Annotated in this window: 28 protein-coding genes; 18 read left to right on the forward strand and 10 right to left on the reverse strand. The window is 72.5% G+C overall.

Going from position 1 to position 24486, the window contains the following annotated elements; genetic code table 11:
- Positions 1–121 precede the first annotated feature (121 nt).
- From ACZ5ID_RS03390 to ACZ5ID_RS03410, 5 genes are all read left to right on the forward strand, one after another.
- A complete protein-coding gene (locus tag ACZ5ID_RS03390) occupies positions 122–1147 on the forward strand; it encodes a 6-phosphofructokinase (RefSeq protein ID WP_406554727.1) in 1026 nt (341 codons plus the stop codon).
- 106 nt (positions 1148–1253) lie between these two features.
- Positions 1254–2204 (forward strand): cytochrome c oxidase assembly protein, encoded by a 951-nt coding sequence (locus tag ACZ5ID_RS03395; protein ID WP_468892943.1) that lies wholly within the window; start codon positions 1254–1256, stop codon positions 2202–2204.
- 83 nt (positions 2205–2287) lie between these two features.
- Positions 2288–2446, forward strand: coding sequence for a hypothetical protein (locus ACZ5ID_RS03400; protein WP_180357116.1), 159 nt, complete (start codon positions 2288–2290; stop codon positions 2444–2446).
- Between the two features lie 40 nt (positions 2447–2486).
- The gene (locus tag ACZ5ID_RS03405) at positions 2487–3188 is read left to right on the forward strand and encodes a lysophospholipid acyltransferase family protein (RefSeq protein ID WP_406554725.1); all 702 of its coding nucleotides are present in this window, start codon (positions 2487–2489) and stop codon (positions 3186–3188) included.
- 64 nt (positions 3189–3252) lie between these two features.
- Complete coding sequence (locus ACZ5ID_RS03410) at positions 3253–4284, forward strand: NAD-dependent epimerase/dehydratase family protein (RefSeq protein WP_468892946.1); 1032 nt, start codon at positions 3253–3255, stop codon at positions 4282–4284.
- 61 nt (positions 4285–4345) lie between these two features.
- Here the strand turns inward: ACZ5ID_RS03410 and ACZ5ID_RS03415 are convergent, their stop codons facing one another.
- From ACZ5ID_RS03415 to ACZ5ID_RS03450, 8 genes are all read right to left on the reverse strand, one after another.
- Complete coding sequence (locus ACZ5ID_RS03415) at positions 4346–5923, reverse strand: alpha/beta hydrolase (protein WP_468892948.1); 1578 nt, start codon at positions 5921–5923, stop codon at positions 4346–4348.
- Between the two features lie 109 nt (positions 5924–6032).
- A complete protein-coding gene (locus tag ACZ5ID_RS03420) occupies positions 6033–6809 on the reverse strand; it encodes an urease accessory protein UreD (RefSeq protein ID WP_468893176.1) in 777 nt (258 codons plus the stop codon).
- A complete protein-coding gene (ureG, locus tag ACZ5ID_RS03425; RefSeq protein WP_468892950.1) occupies positions 6806–7483 on the reverse strand; it encodes an urease accessory protein UreG in 678 nt (225 codons plus the stop codon). Before ureG ends, ACZ5ID_RS03420 begins: the two co-directional genes overlap by 4 nt.
- 124 nt (positions 7484–7607) lie before the next feature.
- Positions 7608–8282 (reverse strand): urease accessory protein UreF, encoded by a 675-nt coding sequence (locus ACZ5ID_RS03430; protein ID WP_468892951.1) that lies wholly within the window; start codon positions 8280–8282, stop codon positions 7608–7610.
- An 85-nt stretch (positions 8283–8367) separates the two neighbouring features.
- The gene (locus ACZ5ID_RS03435) at positions 8368–10089 is read right to left on the reverse strand and encodes an urease subunit alpha (protein ID WP_468892953.1); all 1722 of its coding nucleotides are present in this window, start codon (positions 10087–10089) and stop codon (positions 8368–8370) included.
- Positions 10082–10393, reverse strand: a complete 312-nt coding sequence (locus ACZ5ID_RS03440; protein ID WP_468892956.1) for an urease subunit beta — start codon at positions 10391–10393, stop codon at positions 10082–10084. Before ACZ5ID_RS03440 ends, ACZ5ID_RS03435 begins: the two co-directional genes overlap by 8 nt.
- A gap of 14 nt (positions 10394–10407) precedes the next feature.
- Positions 10408–10710 carry an urease subunit gamma gene (locus ACZ5ID_RS03445; RefSeq protein WP_406553806.1) on the reverse strand — a complete coding sequence of 101 codons (303 nt, stop codon included), beginning with the start codon at positions 10708–10710 and terminating at the stop codon, positions 10408–10410.
- A gap of 210 nt (positions 10711–10920) precedes the next feature.
- Entirely contained in the window at positions 10921–11202 is a 282-nt protein-coding gene (locus ACZ5ID_RS03450) for a type II toxin-antitoxin system Phd/YefM family antitoxin (RefSeq protein ID WP_468892957.1), read from the reverse strand.
- An 82-nt stretch (positions 11203–11284) separates the two neighbouring features.
- Here ACZ5ID_RS03450 and ACZ5ID_RS03455 point away from each other — a divergent pair, with 82 nt between their 5' ends.
- From ACZ5ID_RS03455 to ACZ5ID_RS03465, 3 genes are all read left to right on the forward strand, one after another.
- Complete coding sequence (locus ACZ5ID_RS03455) at positions 11285–11917, forward strand: ATP-dependent Clp protease proteolytic subunit (protein ID WP_468892958.1); 633 nt, start codon at positions 11285–11287, stop codon at positions 11915–11917.
- A gap of 5 nt (positions 11918–11922) precedes the next feature.
- Complete coding sequence (locus ACZ5ID_RS03460) at positions 11923–12231, forward strand: hypothetical protein (protein WP_468892959.1); 309 nt, start codon at positions 11923–11925, stop codon at positions 12229–12231.
- A 501-nt stretch (positions 12232–12732) separates the two neighbouring features.
- Positions 12733–13206, forward strand: coding sequence for a C40 family peptidase (locus ACZ5ID_RS03465; RefSeq protein ID WP_406553810.1), 474 nt, complete (start codon positions 12733–12735; stop codon positions 13204–13206).
- A gap of 98 nt (positions 13207–13304) precedes the next feature.
- On the opposite strand, the gene ACZ5ID_RS03470 is transcribed toward ACZ5ID_RS03465, so the two are convergent.
- Complete coding sequence (locus tag ACZ5ID_RS03470) at positions 13305–13736, reverse strand: ATP-binding protein (protein ID WP_468892960.1); 432 nt, start codon at positions 13734–13736, stop codon at positions 13305–13307.
- A gap of 242 nt (positions 13737–13978) precedes the next feature.
- On the opposite strand from ACZ5ID_RS03470, the gene ACZ5ID_RS03475 reads away from it, so the two are divergent.
- Both ACZ5ID_RS03475 and ACZ5ID_RS03480 read left to right on the forward strand, forming a co-directional pair.
- The gene (locus ACZ5ID_RS03475) at positions 13979–14836 is read left to right on the forward strand and encodes a helix-turn-helix domain-containing protein (RefSeq protein WP_468892962.1); all 858 of its coding nucleotides are present in this window, start codon (positions 13979–13981) and stop codon (positions 14834–14836) included.
- Between the two features lie 7 nt (positions 14837–14843).
- Positions 14844–15092, forward strand: coding sequence for a DUF397 domain-containing protein (locus ACZ5ID_RS03480; protein WP_468892964.1), 249 nt, complete (start codon positions 14844–14846; stop codon positions 15090–15092).
- A gap of 16 nt (positions 15093–15108) precedes the next feature.
- Here the strand turns inward: ACZ5ID_RS03480 and ACZ5ID_RS03485 are convergent, their stop codons facing one another.
- Positions 15109–16251 carry an 8-amino-7-oxononanoate synthase gene (locus tag ACZ5ID_RS03485; protein WP_468892966.1) on the reverse strand — a complete coding sequence of 381 codons (1143 nt, stop codon included), beginning with the start codon at positions 16249–16251 and terminating at the stop codon, positions 15109–15111.
- A 144-nt stretch (positions 16252–16395) separates the two neighbouring features.
- On the opposite strand from ACZ5ID_RS03485, the gene bioB reads away from it, so the two are divergent.
- The 8 genes from bioB to ACZ5ID_RS03525 all read left to right on the forward strand — a co-directional run bounded on the left by bioB (position 16396) and on the right by ACZ5ID_RS03525 (position 24472).
- Positions 16396–17607, forward strand: a complete 1212-nt coding sequence (bioB, locus tag ACZ5ID_RS03490; protein WP_406553815.1) for a biotin synthase BioB — start codon at positions 16396–16398, stop codon at positions 17605–17607.
- The gene (locus tag ACZ5ID_RS03495; RefSeq protein WP_468892968.1) at positions 17600–18907 is read left to right on the forward strand and encodes an adenosylmethionine--8-amino-7-oxononanoate transaminase; all 1308 of its coding nucleotides are present in this window, start codon (positions 17600–17602) and stop codon (positions 18905–18907) included. The genes bioB and ACZ5ID_RS03495 overlap by 8 nt, the downstream gene beginning before the upstream one ends.
- A gap of 1 nt (position 18908) precedes the next feature.
- Entirely contained in the window at positions 18909–19601 is a 693-nt protein-coding gene (gene bioD / locus ACZ5ID_RS03500; protein ID WP_468892970.1) for a dethiobiotin synthase, read from the forward strand.
- Positions 19601–19954: a VOC family protein gene (locus tag ACZ5ID_RS03505; protein ID WP_468892971.1), complete on the forward strand. Its 354-nt coding sequence runs from the start codon at positions 19601–19603 to the stop codon at positions 19952–19954. The genes bioD and ACZ5ID_RS03505 overlap by 1 nt, the downstream gene beginning before the upstream one ends.
- Before the next feature lie 111 nt (positions 19955–20065).
- Positions 20066–20737: a class I SAM-dependent methyltransferase gene (locus ACZ5ID_RS03510; RefSeq protein WP_468892973.1), complete on the forward strand. Its 672-nt coding sequence runs from the start codon at positions 20066–20068 to the stop codon at positions 20735–20737.
- Between the two features lie 132 nt (positions 20738–20869).
- Positions 20870–21673, forward strand: coding sequence for an ABC transporter ATP-binding protein (locus tag ACZ5ID_RS03515; RefSeq protein ID WP_468892975.1), 804 nt, complete (start codon positions 20870–20872; stop codon positions 21671–21673).
- A gap of 271 nt (positions 21674–21944) precedes the next feature.
- On the forward strand, positions 21945–23456 hold the full coding sequence (locus tag ACZ5ID_RS03520) for a hemolysin family protein (RefSeq protein ID WP_468892977.1): 1512 nt from the start codon (positions 21945–21947) through the stop codon (positions 23454–23456).
- Positions 23453–24472, forward strand: a complete 1020-nt coding sequence (locus ACZ5ID_RS03525; RefSeq protein WP_468892978.1) for a hemolysin family protein — start codon at positions 23453–23455, stop codon at positions 24470–24472. Before ACZ5ID_RS03520 ends, ACZ5ID_RS03525 begins: the two co-directional genes overlap by 4 nt.
- The last annotated feature ends 14 nt before the right edge of the window (positions 24473–24486 follow it).

Consider the following 24486-nt stretch of genomic DNA (forward strand, 5'->3'; position numbering starts at 1 on the left):
TCCGAGGTCCATCAGTCGGACGTCTGATTCGGCCCCGCCACCCTGCGCCGGTAGGGTGGCGGGGATCCAACCGGACGACGTGGTCCGGTCGTCGGCCCACGTTGCAAAGGTTTTCCGGGCAATGCGAATTGGTGTGCTCACCTCCGGCGGCGACTGCCCCGGCCTCAACGCCGTCATCCGTTCCGTCGTGCACCGCGCGGTGGTGGACCACGGCGACGAGGTCATCGGTTTCCACGACGGCTGGAAGGGTCTCCTGGAGGCCGACTACCGCAAGCTCGACCTCGACGCGGTCGGCGGCATCCTCGCCCTCGGCGGCACGATCCTCGGCTCCTCCCGGGTCCAGCCCGCGCATCTGCGCGACGGCGTGGAGCGCGCCCGGGGCCATGTCGCCGAGCTCGGCCTCGACGCGATCATCCCGATCGGCGGGGAGGGCACGCTCAAGGCGGCCCATCTGCTCTCCGAGGCCGGTCTGCCCATCGTCGGCGTGCCGAAGACCATCGACAACGACATCGCCTCCACCGACGTCACCTTCGGCTTCGACACGGCCGTGGGTGTGGCCACCGAGGCCCTGGACCGGCTGAAGACCACCGCCGAGTCGCACCAGCGCGTGCTGATCGTCGAGGTCATGGGCCGCCACACCGGCTGGATCGCCCTGCACTCCGGGATGGCCGCCGGCGCCCACGCGATCGTGGTGCCCGAGCGCCCCTTCGACATCGACGAGCTCACCGAGCTGGTCGGCCGCCGCTTCTCGGCGGGCAAGAAGTTCGCGATCGTGGTGGTCGCCGAGGGCGCCAAGCCGCGCGAGGGCTCGATGCGCTTCGACGTGGGCAGCACCGACATCTACGGCCACGAGCGCTTCGCCGGGGTCGCCAGCCAGCTCTCCGTCGAGCTGGAGCGGCGCCTGGGCAAGGAGGCCCGCGCGGTCATCCTCGGCCACGTCCAGCGCGGCGGCACCCCGACCGCGTACGACCGCGTCCTCGCCACCCGCTTCGGCTGGCACGCGGTGGAGGCCGTGCACCGCCGCGAGTTCGGGATGCTCACCGCGCTGCGCGGCACCGACATCACCATGGTCCCCCTCGCCGAGGCGACGGCGACGCTCAAGACCGTCCCCGCCGAGCGCTACTCCGAGGCGGAGTGCGTGCTCTGAGGAGCGCACGGTTTCCGGACTCCACGGGCCGCCCCCGGTCGCGAACGCGACCGGGGGCGGCTCTACTCTGGGTGCGGACAACCGGTACGAAATCAGGAGTCAGCGGATGGATCACAGCGGGCACGGCATGACGATGGATCTGCCGCCGTTCACGCTGGGGCGCGGCCTTGAGTGGTCCATGGACCCGTTCTTCCTGATCGGCTGTGTCGCGGGCCTCGGCCTGTACGGCTACGGGGTGCTGCGGCTGCGCAGGCGCGGCGACAGCTGGCCGGTGAGCCGGCTGGTCTTCTGGACCCTGGGTGTGCTGAGCATCGCCCTGGTGATGTGCACGAAGCTCAACGACTACGGCATGGTCATGTTCAGCGTGCACATGGTGCAGCACATGGTCATCAGCATGCTCTCGCCGATCCTGCTGCTGCTCGGCGCGCCGGTGACGCTGACGCTGCGCGCGCTGCCGGTGGCCGGGCGCGGGCGCAGGGGCCCGCGTGAGCTGCTGCTCGCGCTCCTCCACAGCCGCTATCTGAAGGTGATCACGCATCCCGCGTTCACCATCCCGATGTTCATCGCGAGCCTGTACGCGCTGTACTTCAGCCCGCTCTTCGACTTCCTGATGGGCTCGAAGACCGGCCATGTCGCGATGATGGTCCACTTCCTCGCGGTCGGCCTGATCTTCTTCTGGCCGATCATGGGCGTGGACCCGGGCCCGCACCGCCCGGGCTACATCATGCGGATGCTGGAGCTCTTCGCGGGCATGCCCTTCCACGCCTTCTTCGGTATCGCCCTGATGATGGCGACCCAGCCGATGGTCGGCACGTACAAGAACCCGCCGTCCTCGCTCGGCATCGACGCGCTCGCCGACCAGGAGGCGGCCGGCGGCATCGCCTGGGCGTTCAGCGAGATCCCGTCCGTGGTCGTCCTGATCGCGCTCGTCTTCCAGTGGTACGCCACCGAGAAGCGCGAGGCGAAGCGGCAGGACCGGGCCGCCGACCGCGACGGGGACAAGGAGCTGGCCGCCTACAACGCCTATCTGGCGTCGCTCGACGCACGCGGGCGGTAACGCCCGGTGCGCCCCTCTGGCGCGGCGGGCCCCCTGGGGGCGACCATGGACTCCACGGCAGCGGCCGGGAGGAAGGGGACCCCATGCCCGGCACGACGAAGGCGATGGTGGTGCTCACCGTCGTGGCGCTGGTGATGATCACTGCCTACACGGTGGCGCTCGGCAGCAGCGGCTGGCTCTGGTTCGGCTGGGTGGTCCTCGGCCTGGCGACGGTGGGCATGGCGGCTTCGCGCAGCGCCTGAGCGGCGGCCCGGCGGGCGGGCCGAGTGAGGAGCTGGTGCGTTGCTGTACTACGTGCTCAAGTACGCCCTTCTGGGGCCGCTGCTCAAGCTGCTCTTCCGGCCGAGGATCGAGGGTCTCGAGCACGTCCCGGACGAGGGGGCGGCGATCGTCGCGGGCAACCATCTGTCCTTCTCCGACCACTTCCTGATGCCGGTGATGCTCAAGCGGCGCATCACCTTCCTCGCCAAGCAGGAGTACTTCACCGGGCCCGGCGTCAAGGGCCGGCTCACGGCCGCCTTCTTCCGCGCGGTCGGGCAGATCCCGGTGGACCGCTCCGGCAAGGAGGCCGGGCAGGCGGCGATCCGCGAGGGCCTCGGGGTGCTGGCCAAGGACGAGCTGCTGGGCATCTATCCGGAGGGCACCCGCTCGCACGACGGACGCCTCTACAAGGGCAAGGTCGGGGTCGCCGTGATGGCCATCAGGGCGGGGGTCCCGGTGATCCCCTGCGCGATGGTCGGCACCTTCGAGATCCAGCCGCCCGGCCAGGTGGTGCCGAAGATCCGGCGCGTCACCATCCGCTTCGGCGAGCCGCTCGACTTCTCCCGCTATGCCGGGATGGAGAACCAGAAGGCGGTGCTGCGGGCCGCCACCGACGAGCTGATGTACAAGATCCTGGAGCTGTCCGGCCAGGAGTACGTGGACCGGTACGCGGCCGAGGTGAAGGCCGAGGCAGCCGGAAAGTTCCCCAGGCTCCTCGGCTGACAGCGGATCCGCGCAGGGCACAATCGCCTGCCCCCGGCGATCACCGGGCCGTAGCGTCCGGTGCATGGGAAAGGGAACAGCGTTCGTCATAGGGGCAACGGGACAGATCGGGCGGGCCGCGGTGCGCGCGCTCGCCGAGGACGGATGGGAGGTGCGTGCCGCCTCGCGCGGCGGCGGAGGCGATCCGCAGTGGCCGGACGGAGTGCGTCCGCTCGCGCTCGACCGGGACGCGGAAGGGGAGCTGGCCGCCGCGCTCGGGGACGGCTGCGACGTCCTGGTGGACATGGTGGCGTACGACGGCGGCCACGCCCGGCAGCTGGCCTCGCTCGCGGACCGCGTCGGCTCGGCCGTGGTGATCTCCAGCGGGGCGGTGTACGAGGACGAGCGGGGCCGCAGCTTCGACACCCAGGGCGAGCCGGACGGCTCCCCGTGCTATCCGCTGCCGATCCCGGAGTCGCTGGCCACGGTCGCGCCGGGCGAGGGGACGTACGGTACGCGCAAGATCATGCTGGAGCGGGAGCTGCTCGCCTCGGCGCTGCCCTCGACCCTGCTGCGGGCGGGCGCGGTCCACGGACCCGGCTGCCGCGCCCCGAGGGAGCTGTTCTTCGTGAAGCGGGCACTGGACCGGCGGCCGGTGCGGGTGCTCGCGTTCGGCGGGGCGAGCCGCTTCCATCCGGCGCATGTCGCCAATATCGCCGAGCTCATCAGGCTGGCCGCGCTCCGGCCGGGTTCGCGGGTGCTCAACGCGGCCGATCCGCAGGCGCCGACGGTCGCGGAGATCGGCGCGGCGGTCGACGAGGTGCTGGGGGTGCGCGGCGAGACGGTGCTCCTCGACGGGGCACCGGAGGAGGGCAGCACGGTGGGCCTTACCCCGTGGAGCACGCCGCATCCGGTCGTCTACGACATGTCCGCGGCCGAACGGGAGCTGGGCTACCGGCCGGTGACCGGGTACGTGGAGTCGCTGCCCGCGACGGTCGCCTCGATCGCGGACCGGCTCGGGGGCGGCGACTGGCGGGAGGCGTTCCCGGCCATGGCCAAGTACGCGGACATGTTCGACTACGCGGCGGAGGACGCCTGGCTGGCGGCGCGGGGCTGAGGGGGAACGCGAGGGGGCGGCCGGAGTTCCCGGGCGCCCCCCGCTCAGCTGTCCTTCGGTGTTACGGCTTCGGCGTGGCGTGCGGGGCGCACGTCACATCGGCGCTGTCGACCTTGCCGGTCAGGAAGTAGGCCTCGACCCGCGTGTTGACGCACGGGTTGACCAGACCGGTCACGCCGTGCGAACCCGCGTCCTTCTCGGTGATCAGGCGCGAGCCCTTGAAGCGCTGGTGCAGCGAGACGGCGCCCTGGTACGGCGTGGCGGCGTCCCGGGTGCTCTGGACGATCAGGACGGGCGGCAGACCCTTGCCGGTCCGGACCTCGACCGGGGTCTGCTGCTTGGTCTGCCAGGTGGCGCACGGCAGGTTCATCCAGGCGTTGGCCCACGTCATGAACGGGTTGTTCTTGTTGAGCCGGGTGTTGTCCCGGTCCCACTTCTTCCAGCTGGTGGGCCACTTGGCGTCGGCGCACTCGACGGCGGTGTAGACCGCGTTGCCGTTCTCGGCGCTGATGTTGCCCTTGGTGTCCGACATGTCGGGCGCGGCGGCGTCGACCAGCGCCTGGGTGTCGCCCGCCACGTACTTGCTCCACGTCCGGGCGGTGGGCGCCCAGGAGGAGTCGTAGTACGGGGCGTTCTGGAAGTACGCGATGAGCTCGGCGGGGCCGACCACGCCGCCGATGGGGTTCTTCTTGGCGGCGGCGCGCAGCTTCACCCACTGCTGCTCGACCTTGGCCGCCGTGTCGCCGAGGTGGAAGGTCGCGTCGTTCTGGGCGACCCACTTCTCCCAGTCGCTCCAGCGGCCCTGGAAGGCGACGTCCTGGTTCAGGTTGGCCTGGTACCAGATGTTGTCGCGCGCCGGGTCGACGACGCTGTCGACCAGCATGCGGCGCACGTGCGAGGGGAACAGCGTGCCGTAGACCGCGCCCAGGTAGGTGCCGTAGGAGACGCCCAGGTAGTTGAGCTTCTTCTCACCGAGCGCGGCGCGGATGACGTCCAGGTCGCGGGCGGTGTTCGGGGTGGTCATGAACGGCAGCATCCAGCCGCTGCGTTCGGCGCAGCCGTCCGCGTACTCGGCGGCGAGCTTGCGCTGGGCGCGCTTGTCGGCCTCGCTGGAGGGCACCGGGTCGGCCTTGGGCGCCTTGACGAACTCCTGCGGGTCCACACAGGAGATCGGCGTCGAGTGGCCCACGCCGCGCGGGTCGAAGCCCACGAAGTCGTACGCCTTGGCGGTGGTGGCCCACAGGGGGTTCTTGCCCGTCACCCGGGTCGGGAAGCGCATGCCGGAGGCACCGGGACCGCCCGGGTTGTAGACGAGGGCACCCTGGCGCTCGGCCGGGGTGCCGGTGGAGGATATGCGGTCCACGGCGAGCTTGATCTGCTGGCCGTAGGGGTGGGCGTAGTCGAGCGGAACGCTGACGTAACCGCACTGGATCGGCTTGGCGAAGCCCCAGTCGGCCGGGCAGTCGGTCCAGGCGATGCCCTTCGTGGCGGCCCGCTCGGCGGCGAGCTGTACGCCGCGCGCCTCGGACGTGCCGTGGTGACGGCTTTCGGCGGTGGCCGCCGGTGCCGCTATCGCGCCGGCTATGAGCGTGCCCGCTATCAGAGTGCCGGCCGAACCGAGCACTGCGGTGCGTCTCAAGTCGTTCCTCCCCCAGATGAGGTGCGCCGCATCGGAGCGACGCGTTCCATGGTCTCGGGGGATCCTCGCGCCTTGGTGCCTGTCGAGAACAGGTCGTACTGGTGTTTCTTTACCGAACCGATAGGCGGGGAGCCGAGTCCCGCTGAGCGGTGCGGACTTCGTCGAGTACGCGCCGCAGCAGCCGGGCGTCCGGCGCCACGGCCGTCACCAGGAAGGCGGGCCCGGCCAGCGGAGTCAGCACCGCGCCCGCCCCGAGCACCCGCGCCTCGACGGGGTTTTCGGCCAGCCGCGGGTCGACGACCAGGAGTTGCCCCACCGCCCGGTGCCCGCCCAGGACCGCCGATCCATTCCAGCCACCGGGCGCGCCCGGCCCGTACGACAGCTCCTGGTCCAGCAGCGGGCGGCCCGCGCGGTGCACGGTGAGCCGGGTGGCGAGCGTGCCGGGGTCCTCGCCGTGGCGCCCGAGGATCTGCTCCTCGCGCAGGACGAGCCGCGCGTCGGGCGCGAGCTCGACCCGGGTGCGCATCCGCAGATCGCTGCCGCCCGCCGAGATCAACTGCTCGGGCAGCCAGTGCAGTTCGCCGCCGCCGGGGCCCACGGTCAGCCGCACGTCGTAGCGCGCGGCCTCCCCGGTGCGGCCGGGCAGGGCGATGGTGGCGGCGGCCGAGTCCACGGTGAGCCGGGCCCCGTCCCGCACCTCGGCCTCCACGGCGAGGCGGTCACCGCCGAGCGGGGCGCTCATCGCTCCGACGACGGTGACCCGGTGGCATCCGCCGGTGGCGCGGGTGCGGCGCAGCGCCAGCGGTCCCTCCCCCGCCAGCACGGGCAGGCCCTCGGGGGTGGCGACGATCCGCGCGGTGGCGCGCACTCCGGCGCCGGTGGTCATCCCTGCCACGCCGCGAGCTGGTCCCGTACCCAGGCGGCGACCGCGTCCACGCCGTCCTCGGACCGCAACGACTGGAAGACGACCGGCAGTCCGGCCCGCTGCCGCTCGGCGTCGCGGGCCATCCGCTCCAGGTCCGAGCCGACGTACGGGGCGAGGTCGGTCTTGTTGACGACGAGCAGGTCGGCCGTGGTGACCCCGGGGCCGCCCTTGCGGGGGATGTCGTCGCCGCCCGCCACGTCGATGACGAAGATCTGGGCGTCCACCAGGCCCTTGGAGAAGGTGGCGGTGAGGTTGTCGCCACCGGACTCGACCAGGATCAGGTCGAGCGGCCCGACCGCCTCCTCCAGGTCCTCCACGGCTTCGAGGTTGGCGGAGATGTCGTCGCGGATGGCGGTGTGCGGGCAGGCGCCGGTCTCCACCGCCTGGATCCGCTCGGGCGGCAGCACGGCGTTGCGCAGCAGGAACTCGGCGTCCTCGCGGGTGTAGATGTCGTTGGTGACGACGGCCAGCGAGAAGCGGTCCCGCAGGGACCGGCAGAGCGCGGCGACGGTCGCGGTCTTCCCGGACCCGACGGGCCCGCCGAGCCCGACGCGCAGCGCGCGCCGAGTCCCGTCGGGCCGGCGGGCGTCGGCGCTGAGCGCGGCGGGGCCGTCGTGGGAGTGGTCGAGATGCATGGGGCGGCTCCGGTTGGCGGCCGTCCGGCGGTCGCGGACGAGCTCGTGAAGGGCGGGTACGGGGGCGAGGCCCCGGGATTCGGGACGGGGTGGGAACAGGTACGGAGGGCGGGCGGGAAACGGACTACGACGCGAACAGCCGCACCGGCCAGGCCGCGTGCGCCTCGGCCATGACGTCGAGCAGCGGCGCCGAGGCCGCGGGCAGCACATCCACCCCCTCCTCGGCGGCCGAGGCCGCCCATCGCGCGGCCCGCGCCGCCACGGCGTCCAGCTCGGGCGCCAGCCGGGCGAGCACCCCCGTGGCGTCGAACGGATCGAGGCTCAGCAACCGCACCACCGCGGTGGCGGGGCCGCTGACGCACTCGTAGGCCACACAGTGCGCCGCGTCCTCGGCGCCCAGCCCCGCCGCCCGCGCCGCCAGCCCGAGCACGACCGGCTGATGGGCCCCGCGCGGCCGGGCCGCGGCGAGCGCGGCGAGCTCCTCGCCGGGCCAGGTGGCCCGGGCCGCCCGCATCATCTGCCGGCCGAGCCGGCGCGCGGTGGCCCGGAGCGCGGGAGAGGGGGTGCGGGCGTCGGCGGCCTCGTCGAGGGCGAGCGGATCGACGCCGAGGGCGGCTGCCGCGGCGAGCGAGGCGGAGACCAGCCCGGTCGTGTGCAGCCGCCCCCGGCAGAACTCCGCCAGATCGTCCGCGTCCCGGACACGCCCCGCCCGCACAGCGGGTTCGGCGCCTCCCGAGTGGGCGTGGCCGCCGGCCGGGAACCGGCCGTCGGCGAGGACGAGCAGGGCTGCGCGAGTCACGTGTCGGCCGCTTTCGGAACAGGCGTCGGGACGGGTGTCCGGACGGACATCGGGACGGGTACGGGGGCGGATGTCGGGGCGGGCGTCAGAACAGGAAGTACCGCTGCGCCATGGGCAGTTCGGCGGCGGGCGCCGGCTCGACCGTGTCGCCGTCGATGGTCACCGTGAAGGTGTCCGGGTCGACCCGGACGTCCGGCAGCGCGTCGTTCTCGCGCATGTCCGCCTTGCCCACCCGGCGGGTGCTCTTGATGGCGGTGAACCTCTTGTCCAGGCCCAGCCGTTCGGGCAGCCCGTCGTCGAGGGCCGCCTGCGCCACGAAGGTGAGCGAGTTGGCCGCGGGAGCCTTCCCGTACGCGCCGAACATCGGTCGGGGCAGGACCGGCTGGGGGGTGGGGATGGACGCGTTGGCATCGCCCATCTGCGCGTACGCGATCTGGCCGCCCTTGATGACCAGCTGCGGCTTGACCCCGAAGAACGCGGGCTCCCACAGCACCAGGTCCGCGAGCTTGCCCGGCTCGACCGAGCCGATCTCGTCGTCCAGACCCTGCGCGACCGCCGGGTTGATCGTGTACTTGGCGACATAGCGGCGCGCCCGGTGGTTGTCGGCGCGCCCGTCGCCCGGGAGCGCTCCCCGGCGCGCCTTCATGACGTGCGCGGTCTGCCACGTACGCAGGATGACCTCGCCGATGCGGCCCATCGCCTGGGAGTCCGAGGAGAGGATGGAGATGGCGCCCAGATCGTGCAGGATGTCCTCGGCCGCGATGGTCGAGGGCCGGATGCGCGACTCGGCGAACGCCAGGTCCTCCGGCACCGCCGGGTTCAGGTGGTGGCAGACCATCAGCATGTCGAGGTGTTCCTCGATGGTGTTGACGGTGTGCGGCCGGGTCGGGTTGGTGGAGCTCGGCAGGACATACGGCTCGGAGACCACGGTGATGATGTCGGGGGCGTGTCCGCCGCCCGCGCCCTCGGTGTGGTAGGCGTGGATCGAGCGGCCCGCGATGGCGGCGAGGGTGTCGCCGACGAAGCCGGCCTCGTTCAACGTGTCGGTGTGGATGGCGAGTTGGGCGCCGGTCTCGTCGCAGACGGACAGACAGGCGTCGATGACGGCCGGGGTCGCCCCCCAGTCCTCGTGGATCTTGAATCCGAGGGCGCCGCCGCGCAGCTGGGAGTGCATGGCCTCGCGCGACATCGTGTTGCCCTTGCCGAGCAGGCCGATGTTGACGGGCGCGTTCTCCAGGGCCGCGAACATCCGGGCCAGATGCCAGGGGCCGGGGGTGACGGTGGTGGCCTTGGTGCCCTCGGCCGGGCCGGTGCCGCCGCCGACGAGGGTGGTGATGCCCGAGGAGAGCGCCTGGTCGATCAGGGTGGGCGAGATGAAGTGGACATGGGTGTCCACCGCGCCCGCCGTGAGGATCTTCCCGTTGCCCGCGATGATCTCGGTCTCGGGACCGATGACGAGGTCCGGGTGGACGCCGTCCATGGTGTCGGGGTTGCCCGCCTTGCCGAGCGCGGTGATCCGGCCGTCCCTGATGCCGAGGTCGCCCTTGACGATCCCCCAGTGGTCGAGGACGACGACACCGGTGATCACGGTGTCGGGCGCGCCCTCGGCGCGGGTGGTGCGGGCCTGGCCCATGGACTCGCGGATCACCTTGCCACCGCCGAAGACGGCCTCGTCGCCCGCGCGTCCGGGGCCGCCGGCGCGGTCCTCCTCGATCTCGATCAGCAGCTCGGTGTCGGCGAGCCGGATGCGGTCGCCGGTGGTGGGGCCGAACAGGTCGGCGTGGACGGCACGGTGGAGCTCAGCCATCGAGGGGGCCTCCGATCGCGCCGCGCAGCCCGGGGACGACCCGGCGTCCGGTGAGGGGGACGAGTTCGACATCGACGGGGATGCCGGGTTCGAAGCGCACGGCGGTGCCCGCGGCGATGTTCAGCCGCAGCCCGCGGGCGGCGACGCGGTCGAAGTCCAGGCCGGGGTTGGCCTCGGCGAAGTGGTAGTGCGAGCCGACCTGGACGGGCCGGTCGGCGGCGTTGAGGACGGTCATCGTGGTGATCTCGCGGCCCTCGTTGATGCGTACGGGTCCGTCCGCGAACAGGATCTCTCCGGGGATCATGCGGCGCTCCCCCGTCAGACGATGGGCTCGTGGACGGTGACGAGCTTGGTGCCGTCCGGGAAGGTCGCCTCGACCTGTACGTCGTGGATCATCTCCGGGATGCCCGGCATGACCTCGTCGCGGGAGAGCACCTCGCGCCCGGAGACCATGAGTTCGGCCACCGTCCGGCCGTCGCGGGCGCCTTCGAGGATGTGCGAGGTGATGAGGGCGACGGCCTCGGGGTGGTTGAGCCGCACCCCCCGGGCGCGGCGCTTCTCCGCGACGTCCGCGGCCACATGGATGAGCAGTCTCTCCTGCTCGTGCGGCGTCAGTTGCACGCTTCCCACCTCACAGTCGTGCCCGGAACGGGGGAATCCCGTTCTCGACGCTGCGGGACCCTATCCAAGTTCAACACTCTGTTGACCTGGGGTTCCCTGCTCCACAGCGAGGCATTGCACGTTACGGCGGAAGTTTTTCCGGCTCGTTAACTCACGCTTTGCATATCCATGGCCAATGCATCCATCCGGACCGGCCCGATGCGGAGTCCCTCAGTCACCCGCGGGCGGCTGCCGGTGCTCGGCGGCGATGCCGAACCGGCGCCGTTCGCCGGGAGCGGACGGGACCTGGCGCACCGACGACACGGACCGGATCACCTGCTCCTCGGCCGGCTCCGCCGCGCCTTCGAGTCGTTCCAGGTCAGCGGCGGACACCAGGGCGACGAGGGGCTTGCCGTGCCGGGTCACGACGACGCGCTCCCCGCCGTACACCACGCGGTTGATCAGCTCGGCGAGCTCAGCTCGGGCTTGCGTCACCGGAATCTCATAGGCCATGCTCCCCATCATAACGGCCTGTACGTCCTGTACATTTTTTACAGACGACGGCCCGAGAGCCATGCCAGAGAAGAGGTACGTCATGCACGGCCCGTCCGCCCGCTACGTCCTGCCCGAGTTCTCCGAGCGCACCTCGACCGGGATCCGCACCCTCGATCCGTACTCCAAGCTCCTGGAGGAGCGGATCGTCCTCCTCGGCACCGCCGTCGACGACGCCGCGGCCAACGATGTGATGGCCCAGCTCATGCAGTTGGAGTACGCCGACCCCGACCGCGACATCTCGCTGTACATCAACTCCCCCGGCGGCTCGCTCACCGCGATGACGGCGATCTACGACACGATGCGGTTCATCACCTGCGACGTGGAGACCGTGTGCCTGGGCCAGGCCGCCTCCGCCGCGGCCGTGCTGCTCGCCGCCGGCGCCCCCGGCAAGCGGCTGACGCTGCCCGGCGCGCGGATCCTGATCCACCAGCCCTCGGTCGCCGAGCCGATCCAGGGCCGGCCGTCCGACCTGGAGATCCACGCCGCCGAACTGCAGCGCGGGCGCGCGCTGTTGGCCGGACTGCTGGCCCGGCACACGGGGAAGTCCGTCGAGCGGGTGGACGCCGACCTCGAACGGGACACCATCCTCGACGCCACCGCGGCGGCCGAGTACGGACTGGTCGACCACATCGTCACCGGCCGCCACAACTCGGCCGCCCCGCAGGGGAGGTAGCCGCCGTGCTGCCCGAACTCCCGCCGCTGCCCGCGCTGACACGCGCCGAGGCCGAGTTCATCGACGCCTACCTCGGCGCGCTCGACAGGCTGGGCCGGATCAATCCCACCCGGCACCGTGACACCTACGGCGCGCTGCGCTCCGCGCAGGCCCTCGTCGGGCGGGCGGTGGCGCTGCGCGACGCGCTGGCGGTCATGCACCGGCGCGGCGAGACGGAGTTGCACTCCGAGACGCTGGCGCGGGCGCTGCGGGTGCTCGACGGGGAGCGCCGCGCGGGCCGGGTCACGGTGCCGCCGCCGTCATCCGCGAGTTGACCGCAGGTGTCCGTGCACCCCGGCGCCGGTACGAGTCGGCGTCCCCCGTTCGCACCATCCGATGGTCCGAACGGCGTACCGGCGATATTGCTCCGTCTGCGCAGACACCGAACGGAATGAATCGTTCCGTCGCCGGTACGGCGCAGGTCGGACACCCCGTCAGGAGCCTTGAAACATCGATGTCCACCCGAACGGGTCAGTCGTGAGGAGCCTCACAAAACGCCGTTTCGGCTCGGAAATCCGACACTTGGTGGGTCAAGATCCCTACCGACGACAAGCCCCCGCCGCCGCGGCGGGGCGGTCCGGGCGGACGCCGAGTCCTGCCGCCGCACCCGGACGACTGGTCGAACGCACGGAACGGCAGGAGTGGAGGACCCAAGCAGTGCGGGGCCGCCGGGCAACCGGAGGCTCCTGGGGTTAAGCCGCGTGAGCGGCCGGGCATCTTCGCCAGTCCGAACCCGACAGGTCATCCTTCGCAGGCGGTTTGACGAAGGGTCGCGCATGTCTGCGCTGAATCACGTTCCGTCCCTGCTGACCCGAGTCGGGGCTGTCTCCGCCCTCACTCTCGCCGCCGTCGGCGGCACGATGCTGGCGCCGGGCGCCGGCAGCGAGGCGAGTGCCGCCACATCCGGCACGAAGGCGCTCAACGTCGCCGCCTCGAAGAAGGGCGCACCGTACAAGTACGGGGCCAGCGGCCCCCACCGCTTCGACTGCTCCGGGCTCACGGTCTACTCGTTCAAGCAGGCCGGCAAGAAGCTGCCCCGTACCTCCCAGCAGCAGTACAACAGCACCAGGCACATCTCCTCGTCCGCCCGCCAACGCGGGGACCTGGTGTTCTTCCACTCGGGCTCGAACGTCTACCACGTGGGGATCTACGCGGGGGACGGAAAGATATGGCACTCCCCCAAGACCGGGGCCGTGGTCCGGCTGGAGAAGATCTGGTCGAAGAGCGTCTGGTACGGGCGCGTGAGCTGACGTACGCGACACCGGGGCCGGTCGGCGCGGTGCGGGTGGGCACCACCCGCGCCGAGCGGCCCACGGGCCCCACGGGGGCGTCCGACGGGCGCTCCGGCTCAGCTCTGGACCGGCTCCGTCCACGGCAGCGCGATCCAGACGGTCTTCCCGCCCTCGGGTGTCGGGATGACCGACAGACGCCCCCCGCACTCGGCGGCGAGCCAGCGGATGATCACCATGCCCCGCCCGTTGTCCTGCTGGACGGCCGCCGGAAGCCGTTTCGGCCAGCGGGGGTGACTGTCGGTCACCCCGATGTGGAGCTGCTCCTCACGCTCCAGGCGCAGGTCCACGGTGAAGGTGGGCGACTGGCCGAGGGTGTGCTGCACGGCGTTGGTCGCCAGCTCGGAGACGATCAGCCGGATCGTGTCGGCGGTGTCGGCGTCCGACGGGAGACCCCACTCGGTGAGTACGCCGGCGACGTGCCTGCGGGCGGCGGAGACCGAGGCGGGATCGCTCGGCAGAGTGAGGGTTGATTCTTGGTGATCTGCCATGGCGACGCTGTCCCTTTCCCATCCGGACCGGCCTGCTGGACTCGCGGCGAGCGGACAAACACGAGGCCGGTCCGGACTTGTGCTTCGCGCCAGAGTGCCACTCATCGTGCCGCGGGATGCCCCGATCCACCGGGATGTGCATATATCTGTCGCTCAAAGCGGTGAACTCTGCGACGAACACCTGTATTTGGGCGCCACACTTGCCCATCACCCGCATCCCGGCCGGGTGGAAGGAGGCCGACATGTGGCACGGGCCCGCGGTACGCCGTCGCAAACTCGGCGAGGAACTGCGCCGGCTGCGCTCCGCGGCCGGCCTCACGAGCGGTGGGGTCGCCGGGCAACTGGGCTGGCACCAGTCGAAGGTGAGCCGGATCGAGACCGGCCGCAGCGGGGTGCGGGCCGCCGACGTGGCCCGCCTGCTTGAGGTGTACGGGGTGGACGACCCGGGGCTGCGGGCGCTGCTGGAGGCGCTGGCGGGCGCGGGGGACGGGGGCGGCGACCAGTGGTGGCAGGCCTACCGGGGGCTGCTGCCGCCGCAGTACCGGGACTTCATCAGTCTGGAGTCACAGGCGTCGGCCGCGCGCACCCTGGAGTTGTCGGTGGTGCCGGGACTGCTCCAGACACCGGAGTACGCCCGCGCGGTGACCCGGGCGGCCCTCGGCGAGCTGGACGCGGCGCGGGTGGACTCCCTGGTGGAGGTACGCCTGGCACGCCAGGAGGTGCTGCGGGCGGATCCGCCGCTGGAGCTGAGCGCGGTGGTGGACGAGGCGGCGCTCCACCGCGAGGTGGGCGGCGCGGCGGCGATGCGGCGGCAGCTGCGCCATCTCCTGGAGGCGGCCCGGCTGCCGCAGGTCCGGTTGCGGGTGCTGCCTTTCAGTAGCGGTGGCCATATCGGGCTCTCCGGTTCTTTCATTATCTTCTCCTTTCCGCACATTTCCGATCTGGACGTTGTCGTTATCGACCACTTGACGAGTAGCCTCTATCTCGAACGGAGAGAAGACCTTGAGGCGTACAGCGCCGCGTTCCACACGGTCGAGGCGCAGGCCCTCTCGTTCGAGGAATCAATGAATCTCATCGCCGTGATGGCTGACGGCGTGTAAGGGAGGCATGGTGCCCGTACCCCCCACGCATGTACCTTCCAGCACTTCTCTGAACGGTGCGAAATGGCGGCGCAGCAGCCGTAGTACAGGAATGAACAATTGCGTCGAGGCCGCATTCCTCGACGCCGGACTGCTCGCCGTCCGCGATTCCAAGCGAATCGCCGGACCCGCGCTGCTCTTCGGAGCGCGGGCCTGGCGCGGCTTCGTCGCCGGTCTGCCCGTCGACCCCGACGAGGCGCCCCACTGCGGGAGTTGAGTGTGCGAACGGGGGACTAGGCGGTGGGCGCGGTCCGCAGGATCGTGTCCACCGCCCACTGGACCTGCTGCTCCGTCAGATCGGCCCGGGCGGTGAGCCGCAGCCGGGAGATGCCGTCCGGCACCGACGGCGGCCGGAAGCACCCCACCGCCAGACCCGCGCCCCGGCAGTCGGCCGCCCAGGCCACCGCCCGCTCCGGCGAGGGCGCCCGCACCGACACCACGGCCGCGTCCGGGCGCGCCGCCCGAAGACCCGCGGCCGTCAGCCGCTCGTACAGCTCGGCCGCCACGGCACGGGCCCGGCCGGCCCGCTCGGGCTCGGCCTCCAGGAGACGCAGCGCCGCCAGCGCGCCCCCCACCGCCGCGGGCGCGAGCCCGGTGTCGAAGATGAACGTTCGGGCGGCGTTGACCAGGTGCCGGATGACCCGGGCCGGGCCCAGGACCGCGCCGCCCTGGCTGCCCAGCGACTTCGACAGGGTGAGGGTGGCCACCACGTCCTCGGCGCCCGCGAGCCCGGCGGCGTGCAGCGCGCCCCGCCCGCCCTCGCCGAGCACCCCGAGGCCATGGGCGTCGTCCACCACCAGGGCCGCACCGGACTCCCGGCAGGCGGCGGCGAGCCCGGGCAGCGGGGCGGCGTCGCCGTCCACCGAGAAGACCGAGTCGCTCACCACCAGCGCGGGCCCGCCGTGGGCGTCCAGGGCCTTGCGCACGGCCTCGGGGTCGGCGTGCGGGACCACCTCGGTGCCGGCCCGTGCCAGCCGGCAGCCGTCGACGATCGAGGCGTGGTTGCCCGCGTCGGAGACGATCAGCGTGTCCCGCTCGCCGAGCGCGGTCAGCGCGGCGAGGTTGGCCGCGTACCCGGAGGAGAAGACGAGTGCCGCCTCGAAGCCGCAGAACCGGGCGAGCGCCTCCTCCAGCTCGGTGTGGAGCGCGGTGGTGCCGGTGACCAGCCGCGAGCCGGTGGCGCCGGCGCCCCAGCGCAGCGCGGCGTCGGCGGCGCCCCGGGTGACCGCCGGATGCCGGGTGAGCCCCAGGTAGTCGTTGCTCGCCAGGTCCAGGAGGTCCTGGTCGGCGGCGCGCGACCGCAGCACCCGTACGAGACCGGCGCGCTCGCGCCGCTCGGTCGCTCCGTCGATCCAGTCGAATGGCGCTCGGGGCATGGTGGAGATCCCTTTTGTAGGCAGCGCACAGACCTTATTCCGCCGCGGACGGGGTCAGGGTGTGGCGATACACACACCTTCAGGGAGCGCAGTTGTACGATCCCTCCTTGGCTGGAAGCGGGGTCTTGGGCAAGGATCGGCGCCATGGACCTGCTGAACACGCTGGTGGACAAGGGGCTGCGGCGCGAGCTGCCGAGCCGTGAAGAGGCGCTCGCCGTACTGGCGACCTCCGACGAGGAACTGCTCGACGTGGTGGCCGCCGCCGGAAAGGTGCGCCGGCAGTGGTTCGGGCGCCGGGTGAAGCTGAACTACCTGGTGAACCTGAAGTCCGGGCTGTGCCCGGAGGACTGCTCGTACTGCTCGCAGCGGCTGGGCTCGAAGGCCGAGATCCTCAAGTACACCTGGCTGAAGCCGGACGAGGCGTCCAGGGCCGCCGCCGCCGGTGTCGCGGGCGGCGCCAAGCGCGTCTGCCTGGTGGCCAGCGGGCGCGGCCCGACCGACCGCGACGTGGACCGCGTCTCGCAGACCATCGAGGCGATCAAGGAGCAGAACGAGGGCGTCGAGGTGTGCGCCTGCCTCGGTCTGCTCTCCGACGGCCAGGCCGAGCGGCTGCGTGCGGCGGGCGCCGACGCGTACAACCACAACCTCAACACGTCCGAGGGGACGTACGGGGACATCACGACCACCCACACCTACGCCGACCGCGTCGACACCGTGCAGAAGGCGCACGGCGCCGGGCTCTCCGCCTGCTCCGGTCTGATCGCGGGCATGGGCGAGAGCGACGAGGACCTGGTCGACGTGGTCTTCGCGCTGCGCGAGCTCGACCCGGACTCGGTGCCGGTCAACTTCCTCATCCCGTTCGAGGGCACCCCGCTCGGCAAGGAGTGGAACCTCACCCCGCAGCGCTGTCTGCGCATCCTGGCGATGGTCCGGTTCGTCTGCCCGGACGTCGAGGTGCGCCTCGCCGGCGGCCGTGAGGTGCATCTGCGCACGATGCAGCCCCTCGCCCTGCACCTGGTCAACTCGATCTTCCTCGGCGACTACCTCACCAGTGAGGGCCAGGAGGGCAGGGCCGACCTGGAGATGATCGCGGACGCCGGCTTCGAGGTGGAGGGCGCGGGCACCACCACCCTGCCCGAGCACCGCGCCGACGCGATCGCCGCCGCGGGCTGCGGCTCGCACGCGGCGAGCGGCTGCGGTTCGCACGAGGGCGGCGGCTGCGGTTCGCACGAGGGTGCCGGCTGCGGCCCCTGCGGCGGGAGCGCCCCGGCCGCGGCGGAGGTCCCCGAGGCGCGTACGGACCTGGTGGCGGTGCGCCGCCGGGGTGCCGGAACGGACCTCGCCCCCAATGCCTGATCCGCTCTACGGCGTCGCCGAGCTGCGGGCGCTGGACCGCCGGCACGTCTGGCACCCCTACGGCCCCATGCCGGGCCGCCAGGAGCCGCTGGTCGTGGAGTCCGCGGCCGGGGTCCGGCTGCGCCTGGCCGAGGAGAGCGAGGGACAGCGCGAGCTCGTCGACGGCATGGCCTCCTGGTGGTCGGCGCTGCACGGCTACAACCACCCGGCCCTGAACGCCGCCGCGCACGCGCAGCTGGACCGGATGAGCCATGTGATGTTCGGCGGGCTCACCCACGAGCCCGCCGTGCGGCTCAGCGTCAAGCTCGTGGAGATCACCCCCGAGCCGCTCCAGCACGTCTTCCTCAGCGACTCGGGCTCGGTCTCGGTCGAGGTCGCCATCAAGATGTGCCTGCAGTACTGGAAGTCGGCCGGGCGCCCGCGCAAGCAGCGCCTGCTGACCTGGCGCGGCGGCTACCACGGCGACACCTGGCAGCCGATGTCGGTGTGCGACCCGGACGGCGGTATGCACTCCCTGTGGTCCGGCCGCCTGCCGGAGCAGGTCTTCGCGGACGCGCCCCCCACCGGGTACGACGCGGAGCCGGACGAGGCCTACGTACGCCATCTGCGCGAGACCGTCGCGCGCCACGCCGACGAGGTGGCGGCGGTGATCGTGGAGCCGGTGGTGCAGAACGCGGGCGGGATGCGGTTCCACTCCCCCGGCTATCTGCGGGTGCTGCGCGAGCTGTGCGACGAGCACGACGTGCTGCTGGTGTTCGACGAGATCGCCACCGGCTTCGGCCGTACCGGCACGCTCTTCGCCTCCGAGCACGCCGCCGTCGCGCCCGATGTGCTGTGCGTGGGCAAGGCGATGACCGGCGGTTACCTCTCGATGGCCGCGACGCTGTGCACCACACGGATCGCCGAGGGCATCTCCTCGGGCGAGGTCCCGGTCCTGGCGCACGGGCCCACCTACATGGGCAACCCGCTGGCCGCGTCCATCGCCTGCGCCTCGATCGACCTGCTGCTCGCCCAGGACTGGCAGGCGGAGATCAAGCGCCTGGAGACGGGGATGCGCGAGGGGCTGGGCGCCTTCGCGGACGCGCCCGGCGTCAAGGACGTCCGCGTCCTCGGCGCCATCGGCGTCGTCCAGCTCGACCACGAGGTGGACGTCGCGGCGGCGACCCGGGCGGCGGTCCGCGAGGGCGTGTGGCTGCGCCCGTTCCGCGACCTCGTCTACACGATGCCGCCCTATGTGATCGGTGACGAGGACCTGGCGCGCATCTGCCGTGCCGTGGGCGCTGCGGCTCGGGAGGGCTGAGATGACGGTACTGGTAGTGAGCGGTACGGGCACGGAGATCGGCAAGACGGTCGTCACCGCCGCCGTCGCCGCGGTGGCCCGCGCCGCCGGGCGCTCGGTCGCCGTCCTCAAGCCCGCCCAGACCGGGGTCGCGCCCGGCGAGCACGGGGACGTGGCGGAGGTGCGGCGCCTGGCGGGCGACGACATCACCGGCGCCGAACTCGCCCGCTTCCCCGACCCGTTGGCCCCCAACACGGCGGCCCGGCGGGCGGGGATGCGTGCCGTACGGCCCGAGGAGGTCGCCGAGGCGGCCGAGAAGCTGGCCACCGAGCACGATCTGGTCCTGGTGGAGGGCGCGGGCGGGCTCCTGGTCCGCCTCGACGACGAGGGCGGCACCCTCGCGGACGCGGCCCGGCTGCTCGCCGCGCCCGTCCTGGTCGTCACCCCCGCCGGTCTCGGCACGCTGAACATGGCGGCGCTGACCGGCGAGGCGCTGCGGGCCCGGGGCCTCGCCTGCGCGGGCCTGGTCGTGGGCAGCTGGCCCGCCGAACCGGACCTTGCCTCCCGCTGCAACCTGGCGGACCTGCCGGAGTCCTCGGGCTCGCCGCTGATCGGGCTGGTACCGGAAGGCGCCGGACGGCTCCCGGCCGCGGACTTCCGGGCCGCGGCGCCGAGTTGGCTCGGCCCGGAGCTCGGCGGTCACTGGAGGCTGTGATGGCGGTCTTACGGGCACGGCTGCGCCAGACCGTCGTCGACTGCGCCGCGCCGGACCGCCTGGCCCGGTTCTGGGCGGCGCTGCTCGGCGGCAACCCGGTGGTCCGCGACGCGGGCTGGACGTACCTCGACGCGCCGGGCACCGCGCGGCTCGCCTTCCAGCGGGTGCCGGAGGCGAAGGCGGGCAAGAACCGGCTCCACTTCGACCTCGCGGTGGAGGACGTCGCCCGCGCCCGGGCCGCCGCGGTGCGCCTGGGCGCGCGGCCGGTGGGCGGCACCGTCACGGACGCCCAGGGCTCGTTCCAGGCGATGCGCGACCCGGAGGGGAACGAGTTCTGCTTCGTGAGCGGGTGACGTGCCGCGGGCCGGGGTGCGGCAGGGCCGGGGGCGGGTGACGCGGGGCCGGAGCGGGGACAATCCCGGTGTCCGCCCCGCCCGTTCTCCGCCCGTGGTTGGAGGGTCCCCATGGAGCAGCCCGCCAAGATCGCTCCGGACGCCGTGCACCATCCCCTGTTCGCCCGCTTCTACGGCCGGTTCAGCGAAGGCGCCGACCGAAGAGCGGGTCTGGCCGCCCACCGCCGTGAACTGCTGGCCGGGCTCTCCGGCCGGGTGATCGAGATCGGCGCGGGCAACGGCCTCAACTTCCCGCACTACCCGGGCACCGTCTCCGAGGTGGTCGCCATCGAACCCGAGCGCGGGCTGCGGGCACCGGCCGTCCGGGCGGCGCTGCGCGCGGACGTGCCGGTCGACGTGGTGCCCGGGGCAGCCGAGGCGCTGCCGGTCAAGAGCGAGGCGTTCGACGCGGCCGTCGTCTCGCTCGTCCTGTGTTCCGTACGGGATGTGCCGCGCTCGCTGGCCGAGATCCGCCGGGTCCTGCGCCCCGGCGGCGAGCTGCGCTTCTTCGAGCACGTCCGGGCCGAGAGCGGCGTGCTCCCGGCCGTCCAGCGGGTGGCGGACCGGACCCTGTGGCCGCTGCTGTTCGGCGGGTGCCACACCTCGCGCGACCCGGTCGCGGCGATCGAGGCGGCCGGTTTCGAGCTGACCGGGGTCCGCCGGCTGCGGCTGCCCGAGAACGGTCCGAGCCACCCGGCCTCACCGTGCGTCCTGGGCGCGGCCCGGCGCCCCGATCTCGGCTGACCCCGCCCGGCGCCGCCCCGGCGGCCCGGAACTCCTGCTGCCGCCGGATGGCCCGGAGCCGGTCCGCGCCCCTACTCTCGTATGCCGTAACGGAGTCGGTCCAGCCACGACGCAACGACCCGGGAGGCGGCCTTGTCCACAGCTGCAGCGGCGACGGAAGGGGCCGCCGCGCGGGCCCGGGCGCTGACCAAGGCGTACGGCACGGGCGAGACGGCCGTCCTGGCGCTGGACTCGGTCGACGTGGACATCGCGCGTGGCCGGTTCACCGCGGTCATGGGCCCCTCGGGCTCGGGCAAGTCCACGCTGATGCACTGTCTGGCCGGGCTCGACACCGTCTCGGCGGGGCAGGTGTGGCTGGGCGACACCGAGATCACCGGGCTCCGGGAGCGGGAGCTGACCCGGCTGCGCCGGGACCGTGTCGGCTTCATGTTCCAGTCGTTCAACCTGCTGCCGACGCTGACCGCCGCCGAGAACATCACGCTGCCCATGGACATCGCCGGGCGCAAACCGGACCAGGAGTGGCTGGACCGGGTCATCGACACGCTCGGGCTGCGCGACCGGCTGCGGCACCGGCCCGCCCAGCTCTCCGGCGGCCAGCAGCAGCGGGTGGCCTGCGCGCGGGCACTGGCCTCCCGCCCGGAGCTGATCTTCGCGGACGAGCCCACCGGCAACCTCGACTCACGCGCCGGCGCCGAGGTGCTCACCTTCCTGAGGGAGGCCGTGGACGGGCTGGGGCAGACGGTCGTCATGGTCACCCACGACCCGGTCGCGGCGAGCCGCGCCGACCTGGTGCTCTTCCTGGCCGACGGGCGGATCGTGGACGAGATGCCGGCCCCGACGGCCGAAGCGGTACTGGACCGGCTGCGGCTCTTCTCGGGTGGCGTCGGCACGGACACGGCGTCGCCGGGGCACGACGGACCGGCGGACGGCCGGTAGACCGGGCGACGGCCGGAAGAGCGGGCGACGGCCGGTGTGGGCCCCCGCGGCGGGGGCACCCTGTTGACCCCGGGGCCTCTCCAGACTGCCCGGCCCCTCAGCCACCCCACACCACCACTTTGCCAATGCTTTACCATGGGGGTCACCAACCCCCGACTGAAAGGTGTGAGCGTCCGCCCATGGGCGAGCCTCCCAGTACCCGTCCCCGTACCGGTACACGACATCGCGCGATCCTCCTGACCCTGCCCGATCATGGGACGGAGGTGAACCGATGACCGAAGTGCTTCTGCTCGTGGTGGCCGTGCTGCTGTCGCTGGCCTGCGGGGCCTTCGTGGCGGCCGAATTCTCCCTCACCACCGTGGAGCGCGGCGAGCTGGAGCGGGCCGTCGAGAACGGCGAGCGCGGCGCGAGCGGCGCCCTCAAGGCCGTGCGCAGCCTCACCTTCCAGCTCTCCGGCGCGCAGCTCGGCATCACCGTCACCAACCTGGTGATCGGCATGCTCGCCGAGCCCTCCATCGCCAAGCTGATCAGCGGACCCCTCGGCTCGCTCGGCCTGTCGGGCTCCATGGCCCGCTCGGTCGCGCTGGTCCTCGGCACCGCCCTGTCGACGGTCTTCCTGATGGTCGTCGGCGAGCTCGTCCCCAAGAACTGGGCGATCTCCTCGCCGCTGGCGGTGGCCAAGGTCGTGGCCACGCCGCAGCGCGTCTTCAGCGCCGCCTTCCGCCCCTTCATCAGCCACCTCAACAACACCGCCAACCGCCTGGTGCGCCGCCTCGGCATGGAGCCCGCCGAGGAGCTGGCCTCCGCCCGCAGCCCGCAGGAGCTGGTCGCGCTGGCCCGCCACTCCGCCAAGCAGGGCGCCCTCGAAGCGGACACCGCCGAGCTCTTCGTCCGTACGCTCAGCCTCGCCGAACTCGACGCCGAGAACGTGATGACGCCCCGCGTACAGGTCACCGCCCTGGAGGTGCACGCCACCGCGGAGGACGTCGCCAACGCCACGCGCGCGACCGGCCTGTCGCGCTTCCCCGTCTACCGGGGCAGCCTCGACACCATCGTCGGCATCGCCCACATCAAGGACGTCCTCGCCATCCCCACCGAGCAGCGGCTGCGCCACCCGGTCACCGAGCTGCTGCGCGAGCCGCTGCTCGTACCCGCGACACTGACCGTGGACCGGCTCCTCGACCAGCTGTACGGGCGGCGGACCATGGCCGTCGTCATCGACGAGTACGGCGGTACGGCCGGCGTCGTCACCATGGAGGACATCGTCGAGGAGGTCGTCGGCGAAGTACGCGACGAGCACGACCCGCACGAGACGTCCGACCTGGCCCGGGCCGGTGAGGACGCCGACGGACGCATCCTCTACTCGGCCGACGGCGCCGCCCGCACCGACCAGCTGGAGGTCATCGGCCTGCGTGTGCCGGAGGGCCCGTACGAGACGCTGGCGGGCCTGGTCGCCACCGGTCTCGGCCGTATCCCGGCCCTAGGCGACACCCTGGAGCTGGGCGGCTGGCGGCTCGACGTGGTCGACGCGTCCGGCCGCCGCGCCGCCCGCGTCCTGCTGCACGCCCCGCTGCCCGGCGACGGGGACGCGGACGCGGAGGGCGACGACGCGGGGTCCGGACACCGCCGCCGCCGGGAGCACCGGGGCGCCGGGCACCGTGAGCACGGCGGTACGCGACGGGGCCGGGCCGAACGGCGTGAGGCCCGCCGGGCTTCCGCCGACCGCGACGGCGCCACCGCCCGCGACCTGCGGGATTCCCACGACGAGGGGGCCGGCCGATGACCGCCGTCCAGTTGCTGATCGGTCTGGCGACGCTGGTCGTCAACGCCTTCTTCGTCGGCGCCGAGTTCGCGCTGATCTCGGTGCGCCGCAGCCAGATCGAACCGCTCGCCGAGCAGGGCAACCGCCGTGCGCGCAGCGTGATCTGGGGGCTGGAACACGTCTCCGCGCTGATGGCGGCGGCGCAGTTGGGCATCACGCTGTGCACCCTGGTGCTCGGTGTGGTCGCCGAGCCCGCCATCGAGCATCTGCTGGAGCCGGTGTTCCACCTGATCGGGGTGGCGGAGGCCGCGGCGCGTCCGGTCTCCTTCTTCATCGCCCTGGCCCTCGCCACCTATCTCCACATGCTGCTCGGCGAGATGGTGCCGAAGAACATCGCGCTGGCCGAACCTGCCAGGATCGCGCTGCTGCTCGGGCCGCCCCTGGTGACGCTCGCCCGTGCGCTGCGCCCGGTGATCTTCGCCATCAACGCCTTCGCCAACACGCTGCTGAAGCTGTTGCGGGTGGAGACGAAGAACGAGGTCGCGGCGACGTTCTCCGACGACGAGCTGGCCCGGATGGTCCGGGACGCGGGCGACGCCGGGCTGCTCGACGACCGGGCCGCCGAGCGGCTGCACGACGCCCTTGAGCTGGGGCGGCGCCCCGTCCAGGACGTGGTCGTGCCGCTGGAGAAGGTGGTGCACACCCCGGTGGGCACGACCCCCGAGCAGCTGGAGCGGCTCGCCGCGCTCTCGGGCTTCTCCCGCTTCCCGGTCGTGGACACCGGCAACCGCATCCTCGGCTATCTGCACGTCAAGGACGCGCTCGACGCCATGCCGCGCGATGTCCCGTTCCCGGTGACGGCGCTGTGGCCGATCGCCCGGGTACGGACCTCGACACCGCTCGACGACGCACTGACCGCCATGCGCCGCAGCCGTACGCACCTCGCGGCGGTGCTCGACGACGACGGACGGCCGGCGGGGCTGCTGGCCATGGAGGACGTCCTGCGCGAGCTGGTCGGCACACCGGACACGGCCTAGCCGAGTGGTGTCCC

The sequence above is a fragment of the Streptomyces sp. NPDC031670 genome (assembly GCF_055580545.1).